Source organism: Leisingera sp. ANG-S5 (genome assembly GCF_000813925.1).
In the GTDB taxonomy this organism is placed as follows: domain Bacteria; phylum Pseudomonadota; class Alphaproteobacteria; order Rhodobacterales; family Rhodobacteraceae; genus Leisingera.
Map to the genome: position 1 here is coordinate 47447 of NZ_JWLH01000026.1, position 13691 is coordinate 61137.

General features: G+C 60.9%; 10 protein-coding genes. 1 reads left to right on the plus strand and 9 read right to left on the minus strand.

The features are described 5' to 3' along the window. Nucleotides 1-24 precede the first annotated feature (24 nt). Together RA25_RS21045 and RA25_RS21050 are read right to left on the minus strand one after the other, a co-directional pair. Nucleotides 25-660, minus strand: a complete 636-nt coding sequence (locus RA25_RS21045; protein WP_039174826.1) for a YjbF family lipoprotein — start codon at nt 658-660, stop codon at nt 25-27. After that, nucleotides 657-2777, minus strand: coding sequence for a YjbH domain-containing protein (locus RA25_RS21050; protein WP_082023126.1), 2121 nt, complete (start codon nt 2775-2777; stop codon nt 657-659). Before RA25_RS21050 ends, RA25_RS21045 begins: the two co-directional genes overlap by 4 nt. Nucleotides 2778-3088: 311 nt before the next feature. Between RA25_RS21050 and RA25_RS21055 the strand changes: the two genes are divergently transcribed. Further along, the gene (locus tag RA25_RS21055; RefSeq protein WP_039174827.1) at nt 3089-3388 is read left to right on the plus strand and encodes a hypothetical protein; all 300 of its coding nucleotides are present in this window, start codon (nt 3089-3091) and stop codon (nt 3386-3388) included. A gap of 96 nt (nt 3389-3484) precedes the next feature. On the opposite strand, the gene RA25_RS21060 is transcribed toward RA25_RS21055, so the two are convergent. The 7 genes from RA25_RS21060 to RA25_RS22870 form a co-directional block, all read right to left on the minus strand. Beyond that, a complete protein-coding gene (locus RA25_RS21060; protein ID WP_039174828.1) occupies nt 3485-5629 on the minus strand; it encodes a GumC family protein in 2145 nt (714 codons plus the stop codon). Nucleotides 5630-5733: 104 nt separating this feature from the next. Further along, entirely contained in the window at nt 5734-6420 is a 687-nt protein-coding gene (locus RA25_RS21065) for a sugar transferase (RefSeq protein WP_039174829.1), read from the minus strand. A gap of 214 nt (nt 6421-6634) precedes the next feature. Continuing rightward, entirely contained in the window at nt 6635-7663 is a 1029-nt protein-coding gene (locus tag RA25_RS21070; protein WP_039174830.1) for a hypothetical protein, read from the minus strand. Beyond that, complete coding sequence (locus RA25_RS21075) at nt 7660-9396, minus strand: site-specific integrase (protein WP_152610484.1); 1737 nt, start codon at nt 9394-9396, stop codon at nt 7660-7662. The genes RA25_RS21070 and RA25_RS21075 overlap by 4 nt, the downstream gene beginning before the upstream one ends. Before the next feature lie 132 nt (nt 9397-9528). Continuing rightward, nucleotides 9529-9903 (minus strand): MerR family transcriptional regulator, encoded by a 375-nt coding sequence (locus tag RA25_RS22865; protein ID WP_152610483.1) that lies wholly within the window; start codon nt 9901-9903, stop codon nt 9529-9531. Nucleotides 9904-10330: 427 nt separating this feature from the next. After that, complete coding sequence (locus tag RA25_RS21080) at nt 10331-11203, minus strand: hypothetical protein (RefSeq protein WP_039174832.1); 873 nt, start codon at nt 11201-11203, stop codon at nt 10331-10333. 6 nt (nt 11204-11209) lie between these two features. Continuing rightward, nucleotides 11210-13381, minus strand: a complete 2172-nt coding sequence (locus tag RA25_RS22870) for an AAA family ATPase (protein ID WP_152610482.1) — start codon at nt 13379-13381, stop codon at nt 11210-11212. Nucleotides 13382-13691 lie beyond the last annotated feature (310 nt).

Below are 13691 nucleotides of genomic sequence, written 5' to 3' on the forward strand. Positions count from 1 at the left end.
ATGCGTCCTCCAATCAACTTAACTTCAATTCTCATCCAGCACCCGTTTCATGAAAAGGTTGCCAAGGAAGCTGCCGGTCCACTGCGAGGATTGCACAACCATCCCCTGCCGGACCCAATAGGTATTTATGAAGCCTTCCGCCAGCCCGTGGCAGCGCTCTTCGATCTTCCGGGTGGAAACCGGTTCGCCGCGCAGGAAGATATCCTCGCCGCCCAGGCTTGCCACCTGGCATTTGTAGGCGTGCAGCTCGATCTGGTCGTTGCCGTTGAGAAAGCTGTGGAACCGCTCAGCGGTACCATCCCGCGCCGCCAGCACCAGATCCGCGCTCTGGCGCACATCCGACCCCGCCAGCCCGGAGCCAAATCCCTTGGCCGAGGTCAGGAACCCCTGCTGGAGCGTGATGGTGGCGCCATCGGCGGTGAGCCAGGTCTGCACGCCCGCGCGCTCGGTTTCCAAGAGCATGACACCGCTCAGGTCGCGGCTCGGGAAACCCACCTCCAGCCGCGACGGGATCGGTCGGACAGAAGCCAGCGCCGAGGCACGCGGGTGGAACCGGGGCGCATCGGGCTGCAGCGCGCCGCGCAGCAGGTCGAGGTCGTCTTTTGCCTCGCCGCAAGAGAACAGCAGCAGGACTGACAGCACGGGCCACAGGCGTTTCATCGCATGAACCTCCCCCAGCCCTTGACCAGCTGCTGCGCGCGCGCCTCGCGGGTCACGCCATACAGCCGGTTGCGTACGTTGAGCCGGGCGCCGCCATCGCGCAGCACCGGGCGGATCACCTGGGCCAGCCGGTCGCGTGACGGGCGGCCGGTCAGCCAGGACACTGGGATCTCCAGCCGGATCCCCTTGTCAAAGGAGCCCTCGCCGAAGTCATCGAAGCTCACCGTGGTCAGGGTGAAAAAGGCGCCGACCTTGAAGCCATTGGCAAATTCCCGGTCCAGCGTGAGCGTGGCGCCGTAATCGCCGGCCAGGTAACGGCCTGCGTCCACCTGGGCGTGATACTCCCCGGGCAGATCGTAGTAAGCGGAGACATGGCCGGTGGCAGTTGAGTAATCCTGGAAACCGAACAGCACGTCGAAATCGCGCTGGCGCACATAGTTCAGCTCCGCCCCCAGGGCCAGGCGGCTGTTTGCCGGGAACCACAGGATCTCTCCCGACAGGCCGCCATACATGCTTTCCAGATAGCCCAGCGTGGCGCGGGCATAGAGGTTTTCGCCGGGCCGCCAGATATATTCCGCGGTCAGATGCTCGATGCGCAGATCGGACTGCTGCGCATAAAGCCCCCAGTCAGAGCGCACCCGCTGGATCACCGAGTTGGACTGGCGCTGGCTGTCGTCCAGGTTGCCGGCCGCGGGCTGGCGCAGCCCGGCTGACAGGGTCAGCCCCGGGGCAGCCGTGTAATCCAGCCCCAGCTGGGCGCCGATCTCATAGCGCAACGGCGCATCTGGATCGAAGAAGGACGCCTGCAGATAGGGGCCGAAGCGGTAGCTGAAATGCGGATAGGCCGCCTCGGTGAAGCCGCCCTTGATCAGGGAAATGCTGTCGGAGACCTCGGCCCGGGCAAAGCTCCGCCATGACCCGTCCGGGTCATGCTCCAGCTCATAAAGATCATTGCGGGCAATCCGCACGGAGCTGAGCGGCACCCCGCCTGCCATCAACGCAATGTCAAAGCCCTGCACCTGCGCCGGCTGGGTGTTGGCCAGCACCCGGGCGGTGCGGCCGATGGCCTGGGCGGACTGGCCGTAGCGGCTGTTTTCCACCCCGATGCGCAGGCTGTCCCCTGCCTCCTCAAGATAGACCAGCCGCAGCCCTTCCTGTTCGAGAGTGCGTGCCAGCACCTGCTGGCGGCGGGCGGACGCGGTGGGCTCTTCCGGCAGGTTCCAGCTGGCCAGCGCCACCTGGTCAACGGGCAGCAGGGGCGGCGGTGCAGCCCCCTGCCCGCCCGGTGCCACGCTCTGGCGCGGGTCGATGAAATAACTGTAGTTGAGCCCCAAGGTGGTGCCGTACATATAGGAGGCAGTCAGCTGCGCGCCGTTCTTGAACCGGTACTGGGCGCCGAAATTGAGTGGCGAATTGACCTCGAATCCGATGCTGGCCTTTTCTCGCGCGTACAGATCCGGCGAATATTCTGCGAGCAGGGTCAGGCGGTCACTGTACCGCCAGCTGGCGCCGCCGAACAGCGCCGCATCACCGCGGAACCAGTTGCCGAAATCCAGCTGGCCGGTGGTTGCAATGCCGCCGGCTCCAGAAGCTTCGCGGGTCTTAAATCGATCCGACAGCACCCCAAGCGGGTTAGAGAAACTGCCCCGCCCCGCCATCCGGCCCCAGCCAATGCCGCCGGAGAGCTTCAGCCGCTCCCGGAAGGTCTTGGTGGCGACCAGATATTCCGAAGCATAAATCCCGGTGCCGCCAAAGTCGCGCAGGCCCAGAGCCAGGGCCGGGGACCTGCGGCTCTCCTCTCGCAGCAGGAAGTGGAGATCAAAACTGCGGTCGTAACGGTTCAGGGCGCCACCGCGGTCAAAATCCTCGATTACCGCATAGCGGAAGCTGCCATGCACCCAGGGCAGCATCTGAAAAGTCATGGTGGCCCGCAGCGTTCGGTCCAGCACGCCGCTGGTAAAGGCTAGGGTGCCATCGGGATACATCTCAGCGGTGGGCGTCTCGATCAGCCCCGGCGTGCCGTAATTCGAGGTGGTCTGGGCTGCCAGCTGCGCAGGGGCCGCCAGCATCAGCGCTGCCGAAAGCACATGCCGTCCCTGGGGTATCCGATGTCTCATAACGCTTTAAAAATCACTTCTGCCCGCCCTCCCATAGCCGGTTTCCGGCGGGCTGTCCCGCCGCCGGGTGAAAAGGCGCGAATTGTCTCTCTTCTGTGGCGAATCTGCCTGCCTCTTCGCGCGTTCGGGACCCTGCTGCAACCCTTGCCGGCACCGTACAGGCGCCAGCAGCACGGATAGCGAGCCAGGCGGGGTTTTTCGGGCGCGCCCAGCAGAAAAATGCAGGCTCACGGAGCTTTTGCAGCAGTGCAGCATTCTCAGGGCACAACCGGCATGATATGCTGGCCGCGAATAGGTTTAGGAGATTAACGATGATCAGGATCACCCTCTTGGCGCTGGCCCTGTCCGCAACCGGCGTCTGCGCCCAGACAGCCGCCCCCGCAACCGGGCAGGACGATTGCGAAAACAGCCAGAACGCAAACAGCGATGAATGCTTGGTGGCACTGGCAGAGGCCGGTGATGCCGCCGCCGCGGCGGAAGCGGAAGGCGTGACCGGCTTTGTACCGCTGATTGCCCCGGCACTAGGAGCCGCAGCCGCGGCGGCTGGGCTGGCAGCAGCTGCTGGCGGAAGCTCTACCCCCTCCACCACCAGCACCGTCAGCACCAACTGATCCGGCCCGGGCCAGCGCCCCGGCTGGGAACAAAAAAACGGCGCGTCCCCACCGGGGCGCGCCGTTTCTGCAGGGTACCGGCCCGGATGTGCTGCCTCAGCTGACGTAGTATTTCGAGCCGTAGTCACCGTAGCTGTAACCGTACTGCTTCATCCGGCGGGTGTTGATCTGGCCCAGCACCATCCCGGTCAGGCGCTGGTTGTCGGTGTGGAACAGCCGCAGGGTTTCCGCCACATCCTGCTCCGCGGTGTCATCCCATTTCACCGCCAAGAGCACCGCATCCGCATTGCGCGCAATCAGCCGGGCGTCAGACACGATCAGCACCGGCGGTGTGTCGATCAGGATCACGTCATAGCTCTGCCGCATCTCCGCCAGGAAATCCCTGAACCGCTCCGAGGCAAAGAGGTCAGCAGCATTGGCTGAGGTCTTTTCCCCCGCCAGCACATCACAGCCCAGGAGCGGGTCTTGGAAAATCGCCTGTGCCGCCGGGAGATCGCCTGCCAGCACCGAAACAATGCCCTGCGGCGGCACATCCTTCAGCTGCGCGGTCAGGGTCCGGCGCCGGATGTCGCCTTCAACCAGCAGCACCTTCTTGCCGATGCCAACAAAATTCTGTGCCAGCGCCAGCGCATTGGTGGTCTTGCCTTCTCCGGGCAGCGAGGAGGTCATCACCACCACCTGCGGCGGCTGGTCCACATTGGACAGCATCAGCGAGGTGCGCAGGTTGCGCACCGCCTCCGCCGTGGCGGAAGAGGGTTTCTCGGCGAGATACTCCAGCACCTTGCGGCGTTCGCTGGCCGGGAATACCGGGATCTGCCCCAGCACGCTATAGCCGGTCTTGCGCTCCAGTTCCCCAGCGGAGCGGTAGCCGTTGCGCCGCGCCTCCAGCACTAAAATAGCGCTCACCCCCAGAAGCACCCCCAGAATTCCGCTCATCGCAATAACCAGGGACTTATTCGGAGCCGAAGCGCCGGTCGGCACCACCGCTCGCGACAGCAGGCGGCTGTCTGCCTTCTGGATGCCCTCCTGGGCTGAGGTCTCCTTGAGGCGGGTCAGGAAATACTCATAAAGCAGCCGCACCGCTTCCGCTTCGCGGCTGAGCTGCTGCAGGGTGATCAGATCCTCGCTCTGCCGGGCCAGTTGGCCGGACAGCTCGGCCTCCGACTGCACCAGCGCCTGAGCTTGCTGGCCTGCACGGCGGGCTTCAAGCGCGGCGCGGGCCAGCAGGCGTTGGAAGGCGGTGTCAAACGCGGCATCTCCCGCGTCACTGCCGACCTGCGCCATTAGGCGCTCCAATTGCCGGTCCTGGCTGACTTCCGCCTGCGCCTTGCGGGTCTCTGCGCCGCGCAGCCCGTCATAGCGCGCCTGTGCGGTGTCCACGGCAGCCTTGGCAAGGAAAATGCGTTCGCGCAGGTCCTTCAACTGTACCTCCTGCGCCTGCAGCGCTTCCGGCGAGATCAGCGTGGTGCCAGCATCGAATTCATTGACCTTGGCCTCGGCAGTTTCCAGCTCCGCCTTCAGCTCCGCCACCCGGGCGGTCAGCCAGGTTGTCGCCTGTTCGGTGGCGTCGAATTTCACTTCAATCTGGTTGAGGATATAGAGATCGACGATAGTATCAGCGATCAACGCCGATTTGCGGGCGGATTCGGTTTCCGCAGTGACCCGAAACACCAGAGTATTGGGAACATTACGCACCGAAACCTTGCTCAAAAGGGTGGAAACCACCCCGTCCCGGATCAGCTGTTCGACAAGCTCCTGCGGCACCTCCGTAGCCGGACGCTGCAGGCCCAACAGCGATTTGACTCCCGATTTCACTGTCCAGACCAGGGCCCCCAGGCCGGACGGCTCCACCAAAGTGCCGTTGAACTCCTGATCCTCCACAAGAGCAAGTTTATCGACAACCTTGCCCATCAGCCCCCGGGACCGCAGCACTTCCAGCTCGGAATTGACCTCGGCATAGTCACCCGACAAGCCGCTGACGACGCTTTGCAAACCCACCACGCTTTCCTGCTTGGTCTCCAGCATCACCACGGCAGTGGAGGTATAAAGTGGCACCGCAGCCACAAAGGCATAGACCCCGCCGATCAAGATGGCCGCCATCGTGGCCAGAGCTATGATCCATTTACCTCGCCACAGGGTGGCAAGCAGGGCGGCAAGATCGAGGAGATCGTCGTCCGGCGTGCCCGGCGGCGCCGGGCGCTGCACGGGAAAGGAAGCTTCGTTCAAAGGCGATTGTTTCATGAATACCCGAATACCGTGATGACAGGCGCGAGCCAGCGGCGCGCCTCAGCCCCCGCATACACGCAGCTGCGCCGGGAAGAAAGGCCGCGGCATGGCCCCGCGGTTCAGCGGCCGGTGGTGCCAAGCACCGCCAGACCGGTTCTGGCAATGATTTTCAGATCGGTGCGGAAACTGCGCCGGGCCAGATAGGCCACATCCAGCACCACCCGTTCGTCATAGCTGATTTCATTGCGCCCGGAGACCTGCCACAGCCCGGTGATGCCGGGTTTCTGGGCCAGATAGGCCGGGACACTGCGGCCGTATTTCTCCAGTTCCTGAGTGACGATGGGGCGCGGGCCGACAAAGCTCATCTCGCCCTTCAGCACATTCCAGAGCTGCGGCAGCTCATCGAGGCTGGTCTTGCGCAGGATGCGGCCCAGCCGGCTGATGCGCGGATCATTCGTCAGTTTGTGGTCACGCGCCCATTCCGCAGCGGCGGCGGGATTGGCATCCAGATACGCCTGCAGCCGGGATTCGGCATCCGCCACCATGCTGCGCAGCTTCCAGCATTTGAACGGCTTGCCGCCCCTGCCGACCCGGGTATGGCCAAAGAAGCCTGCGCTGCCGTCGCAGCGCACGATCGCCCACAGGACCAGGATGACCGGCACCAGAACCGGCAGCAGCAGCAAGGCAAAGCCGATGTCGAAAGCGCGTTTGCCAAAGCTGGGATAAAACCCCGCAGAGGCCTGATCTAGGGCCTGGCGGTCGGCGGAGCCTTCGATGGCATAAGCTGCCACTACAAAATCCTGCATCGTCAAACACCTGTAAATTTTAAACGTCTAAACCAACACCCACCCGTCAGACGGGATGGGCAGCTGTTCAATACACTCAAGTTGCAACAAATTTAAGTAGCGTTTTTCATACTTCTGCGACGTGGTTAATATATGCCACAGCCACCCATAATCTGCAGCGCTGGACCGCCCCCAGGCGCGCCTTACCTATGACCAAAAAACATGCACTGCGCCGCTAGTGCTCGCGGTCGGCCCCTTTCAATGCCACTGCCTGCATATCCGCGATAAGCTCCTGCGCCTTCTGCGCCCTATATCTGCCCGCATGCACTTCGTAGTGCTTGGCGGTCTGGGCGCTCGTTTGCCCGCACAGGACACGCGCCAGCTCTGCACCATGAGTGCCGTGTTGCGCCATGGCATCATGGACAAGGGTGCGAACGATGTGAGGAGTATGGCCGGTGGCGGTCTTGAAGCCGTATGCAAGCGTCCGGGAAGACAGAATCTCATTTGTTTCTGTCGAAAACAGGGGGGTGCCTCTGCGTGCCAGATAGCTGGCCATAACAGCATCGCTGTCCCCGAACATGAGGAGATCATCCAGATAGGGCGTCAGATGATCGTGGAGCTTGCCATGATGGCGGTAGCCGGTCTTGCCGGACGCCACCTGGAGCGACCAACCGTATTCATCCCGGATGACGTGCCGTCCAACGACAAGGCAGCTTACGTCGCTGATTCGCATTTGCAACATTGACAGCAACGCCAGAACGCCAGATCGCTGAAAGTAGGTCCGCCGCCTGTTTACAGATTGAGTTTCATAGGCAATGCGGCGCCATTTGACGGCCGCCAACGCGACATCCCGCAGGGTGATCGGCTTCGCCGCAAGCTGCCGTACCTTTCCCGGCACTTCTCGCTGCATGTCTTCGCGGTAGATCCCGCAGTCTTCGAGGATGAGGCGCCGTTCAAGGGCGGGGTACCTGAGCTCTTTCGCCATCGCCTGAATGCCGGTGACATAGGTCAGGCGGGTGGTGTTCTTGAGCGGCCGGGCATCCAGATCTTCGATAAAGAGGCAAAGCCCTTCGCGGGAGAGCCTGAGATCGAGCCCTTTACGCTGCACCACGGCAAGATATTGCCCTGCCGCATTCCTCGTCACGGCAAGGCTGCTGGCCGAATAGCGCCTGCGGCCACGGCGCGGCGTCTCCATGCGCCGGAGCGCCAGCTGAAAAGGGCGCGGGAATTCGGCGAAAGGAAGTGTGCGGCGCCGATGGGTCATGCTTTCCCCCGCCGCAGCACATTGCCCTGCAGCTGCGCCAGCAGCTTTTGCCCTTCCTCGTGTTTCCGGGCCTGATCAACGAAAACGTAGTTCTTCCTGACGGTCGCTTCAGTGTCACCGAGAAGCGCCGCGATGATCGCATAGTCGGCGCCGGGCTGGTTGGCGAGCAGGGTTGCAAGAGCATGGCGAACCTGGTGCGGCGTCATCGGCACGCCGGCATCCAAAGTAGCATTTTGCCAGATCGTGTTGAGGCGGGCATAGGACACCCCGCCAAAGAGCAAACGGGGGATCCGGCGGGAGGCCCCGACATGCGCTTCCAGCAGGCGGGGCCGGACCTCTGAAACAAACCAGGCGACGATCGCGCAGGGATCTCCTCCCTGCTTCCGGGTGAGGGTGATATAGTGGTGGGAGTAGCCGTTCTTCACGATGTCCGGGGGCGTCGTGATGACAAGGCCACGCTTGGCGTCATGGAGCTGGACATCAGCATCCTGATCCCCGTAGCTCAGCCGCAGGAGCGTCGAGATGCGCAAAGGCAGGGAGGTCCAGATCGCCGCCGCACAAGCCGCGATCGACAGCGCGATGGCCGCGTTCTTGTGGTATTGAGAGCCGGTTTCATATTCCTGCATCTGCCTTTGGGCCGCCTGGAACAGCGTGTTCGGCAATGCAAGAAAAGCAGTCGTCTTCTGTCGGCTGTGCAGAAATTCCTCGCACCATTGGCGCCTGGTGCTGGACATGGCCTTGACGTTTTCGAACTCGGCGAAGTCACCAATGACCTCCGTCAGAACCTCAGCGTCATAACCGCAACCGCGAACGAAAAGCTTCCAGTTGTTCACATACTCGAACAAGGTGGTTGGCTGCAGCTTTCTCCAAGAGAACTCGCCGTTCAGCTCGCGCTCGATCACCTCTTCCAACAGTTCCGGGTCCGAAAGGTCCTCTAGCGAAACATCCCTGTCAGGGTCGATTAGCCCAGCAGTCAGCATGGCCGTATAGACATAGGTCATACCCCGAACGGCCTGCTGCACGCGCGAGGGAGAACAGGCGCTCCGGCGTTTGCGCCGGTGGCCCTTGGGCTCTCCCTTCAGACGGTTGCGGCACCAGTCATCCACCTCCGATGCCAGCAGCGCGGGCAGTTCGGCGCGAACGCACTGGGCGCGGGATTTATGAACCGCTGCGCCGCTGAACGCGGAGGACAGCGGTACCGTCACCGCACCCTCGTGCGCTTTGATCAGCTTCATGGCGGACTGGATCGACCGGTAGCGTCCGGAAGTGGTGGCGTTGTCCACCTGCACCTGCACCCATTCACGGGTGATGTCAGCAGGGCTGATCCCGTCCTGGCGCGCGATGCCGGCCAAGACCTTCACGGCGATCAGTTTCCGTTCGTCCGCATGTGCCGGCTGGAGATCCAGCAGGAGCTGGGACCACGCGTCGGCTTGCTGTTCCGGCAATACGCTGGAGGGCTCCCCGGCAAATGCCAACAGCGCGGAGCGCGTCTGGGAGCGCCACGTCGAGAACGACCCCTTGCTCTTGAAACCGGACGGCAGCTGGCGAATAGCGCCGCGCCCCCAGATGGCATCAAACGCATCGGGGTCAGCCGGGATCTGTTCCAAAGGCGCGCCGCCGTAATACGGGACCCTGGAAACACGGTTGATGGAGCCCAAGACCTTCTTCTTGAAGCTCTCGGAAAAGGACGCGCCGGTTTTGACCCAGCGGGCCACGTCAGCCATAGATGCCATGGAATTCATCCTGTTCTATCACGACTTATCAAGTCAATGAATATTATATGAAATTAATAAAGTGAGGTGATCACTACAGTACATTTCGAAAAACATCTTAATGTAGTGTATGCCTCACTTTTTGCGGGATCCTCACTTTTGGCGGAGGTCTCCGGTTTTTTCCTCACTTTCAGATTTTCGCAGAAGAAAGGAGCTGTACCGGATCGTGCGGGGAGAGATCCTCACGCTGTGCAAAATTCCGATCCGGCCGTAATTTCGAACCGTCTGTGGTGTCACACCAAGACGGTCTGCCAGTTCACCGGCGCTCTGAAGGCGGTCATCCGGATCGATTACGGTAAGGGTCTCCGTCGGCAGCTTTTCGATTTTTCGCAAAACCTCTGCCCAAGAATAGCGGGGGGAAGCATGAAAGCCTGACGGCGTGATAGATGCAGCTTGCAAGGCAGCACGCGCAGTGGCGCGATCGACCTGCCAGCGGCGCGCGATCTGGGAAACGGTAGCGTAGCTCATTTGACATCCGCATAGATTGGTTTCGAGTACGAAACCCAGCTGATGCTTGTGCCATGCTGCCTTGAATTGGGCTTGAAAGCAGACAGAAAAGGCCATCTAGGCTGAGTTCGCAGGGCCACTCAGGACTGAGACCCAAAGCCCGGACCCTTGAATTTGCTAAGAGGCTAATTCGATCCGCTTATACTCATTTTTCGATGACCTTTAAGGCTACCCGCTCTTTCATACGTCGGGGCCCGAGGTGCAGTTAAGCACCGTGTCGCCGCACAATCTACCTAAGCGGTATTCTGCTGTCCACAGGCACAATCAAGTTTTTCGGTGTGCCATCATCTTTAGCAAGACGGTTGCCCTGCGCCTGGGCGTCCCGCTCACGCAGGAATGGCAGGCATACTTGGTCAGGCCAAAGTATCCGGTCGGAAAAGGGACCGGTTTATCTTTCCATCACGCGGTGCAATTTCTCAGCAACTGTGCCTCCGGCGAAGAGAAATTTCTCAGCTTCACCGCCTGATCTGAACAGGATCGTTTCCACAACCGCCATGCCGGCCGGGCGCTTCCTGGTTCCTTTACGCCAAGCGATCATCCCTTCCCAATAGAACTTGCTGAGAATGGCAAATGCTATCCGGTCCCGCTCGATAGCCGCAAAATTAGGATACAGGGAAGACACACGGGAGCCAGGCAGAAGATACGTCCATCTGCCCTTTCGGTGAGCCAGTCCGTGGACTTCATGGCAAGGCGACCCAAGGCTGTGGGTCGGCGGGAGGCATGGTCTATAGACCCCCTTGCTCGCGTGAGGCACCTTTCTCCTTACTTGTTCGATGATCATCTGTGCCAGGCTGTCTAGGTCCGGACAGGTGTTCCAGGCTGAAGAAAGACTTTGCGCAAAGGGTGAGAGGCCTAAGATATTGTCCCATATTGCCTCCGGGAACCACATCCGGCCAAGGTGAAGGAGGCGTCTTTCCAGGATTTCCAGCGTATTGCGGTGAAGGCCGGGCATCTCGAACACCAGAATAAACACGGCCCACCGCCGTAAATACTTCTGCTTGCAGATGCGTTCAAAAAGATCAGCTTCGGACATACCCAAGTAAAGGCGCGGGCGCGCGCCTCCTGCCCGCAGAAACACATAAATTCCAGATACCGCTCGTGAAATGCAGCTTCGCCCCAGAGAGCAGAGTGCGAGTTCAGTCATTTCCAGGGTTTCGGCGAAAAAGCGGATCTCAGCCAGCTGGCTGGCAGGGAGAACACTGCGCGGGCTGCTGTTCAGAGGAAATTGACTGCTGTGCAGGCGCAAGGGTTTGGCATACATCGTCTTTCAAGATCCAGTGAGCGGGCCCAGCCAGGGGCAAAGGTCTTCTGCGCCGAGCTCCCGTGCCTCGGCCAGCAATCCGGACAGGTGTTCGATCAGTTCTCGATGCGGCTCCAAAAGCATCCTGGCGCGGTCTTCGAATTGGCTGAGCCTCGCGCTCACTGAGTCGCGATCCTCCGGAGACAGGCGTAAAAGGTCAGGCTCCCCCAGCCAAATAGGACCATGGATGCCAAGGCCGGTCTGCCGGTCCAGATACAGCTGCAGGCAGGTGGCAAGTGCGAGATCGCTGTCCCGGCTGCCCCCGCTGCCAGCACTGATGCTGCCGAGGATAAGTCGTTCGGCGGCCCGGCCCGCCATGTGAATGCTTAGCTCATTTTCAAATTCACCGGCTGTTCCCTCTATTATCGCAGACTTCCGCGTTGTCATTCCGCCGTCTGCTGCGACGGCAATACGTTCCACCGGGCCCGCGCCAAGCAATGTTGCGGCGACGGCATGGCCGCACTCATGAATGGCAATGCGCCGCTCCAAACCGCTGCGCACCAGCCGGGTGGACCCAAGCTGCGCAGCAAGGGAGGCAGCATTAAACGGTTTTCCATCCTTGCGGGCCTTCGATTTCGCGGCGCGGATTTGGGCGTCAATCCCGGCGGGTGTCTGTCCTGCAAACAGCTTTGCCAAAGCCTGTACGCCTTCTTCGCTTGAAAATTCCTGGCGCAGCATATGGCTGATCTGACTGATCAGCGGGCGAGGCAGCTCGTGATGGGCATCAAAACGCCCAGGCCGAAGGATAGCCGGATCAAGCGTGCCCGGGGAATTGCAGGCCCCAAGAAGGATGACGCCCTCGTGCTGATGAAGCTGGTCTATCTCTTTCAGGAAGGCGTTGATGACCTGCCGGCGGTAGTTGCTGTTATTCTGATCGCGGCTGTCGCGCGCACCGGCAGCATCAAGCTCATCGATGAAGAAAACGCAGGGACGCGCTGAAACCGCTTCGGAGAACGACTTGCACATCGCACCCAGCATGTCGCCCAGGTGGCCCTCAGATTGCCACCGGCCGAAGCTTGCCTCCAGCAGTGGCACGCAAGCAGATTTCGCAATGGCATTGGCAAGCACTGTTTTGCCTACGCCGGGCTCGCCCGAGAACAGCAATGAGCGTGTAATTTCCAACCATTGCACTGTGCCGTCCTGCCAGGCCTTAAGGTCAGAGACAATGGCCGCCGCCGCCTGATGTGCCGGAGACTGGCCACCGATTTCCTCTAAGGACATCATATGGCGGGCGGGGCGGGCAGCTGGTTTGGTCAGCTCAGTCAGCTTGAGCGCGGCATCGCGCGCGCTCGGCTGACGCAACGCCACAAGCAGAAATGGAAACTCCAGAGTTGCAAGAGTTTCATCTGTTGGCAGCAAAGGCCCGATAGCTTGGTGGTCAAACCCGCCCGCCGGGCAGTAACGCTGCGCCAGGAGTATCTGCAGGATCTGCCGGCCAAAGGGCCTCAGCCGTATGGCAACAGGAAGCAGTCTGCGGAGAGGGGAGGAAAGCTGCACCCCGTCCGGCAGGAGGACCAATAAAGGATGCGGAAATGCAAGGGCGTCCCGAATGATGTCTTCAAAAGCCGTCAGGCTGGAGCTGGTTATGCTGCCAGATGCCCGCAATTCCGGCTGGCAAATCTGGAGTACAGGACCGGGCGGATGCAGCGGTGCGCGAGAATGCGCAACCCATTCTGCAGGAAGCAGAAGCTGTTCAATTTGACGCTTGGCCCGGTTCAGTTCAGAGGGATGGATACCAGCAAGAACGGTGATGGCGTTTGGTGCCAGAACCTGGTTTTTGAAAGCCGTTTCAGAGCCGAATGCCGCCGCCAGACGAATGGAGAAAAGGTGCGCCGCGGGGTGGATGTACTTTTCAGCAACACGCTGAGCCCTTTCCCGCGGAACACAATCTTCATTACGGAACTCCGCTGCGTTCGGGTCACTGTCCGGCTGTGCGCTCCAGTCTTCGCTAGCCCTTTCGCAATTGGGCGCGGCAGATGTTTGCAGCCCACCAGCCCTGTCTGCATGAGAAGGTTCTCTGCTGCAGCCCTCGGCATCGCACAAACGCTGGGTCAGCGTTTCCGAAAACCGCTCCCAGTCCGGTTCGATGCTGCTGGATCGATGCTGTTGCGGCTCAGTCGAACTGTTTTTTCTAGTCACGGGCAGCTCCTTTCAGAAAGCGGTGCCTACAGGTCTTGCAACGCCGAGTCCACGCAAAAAAACATTTGAAAACAAACGGTTAAATGCACTCTCATTCTCGCAAGCGAGAGCTACCCTCAACACTTCAGCAAAACCAATGCCTTACCTCCTCCGGGAGGGGGGGATTTCTAGATTTTCGCAAATTTCTGCTGGAGCCGCAGGAGACGGCACAGACCGGTGACGGCTGAGTACACGCCGCCAGCGCCACAAGAGGATCAGACGTTCTCGCACAAGAGAGCTCTGGGAACTCACGCAGAAACGTAAATTCCTA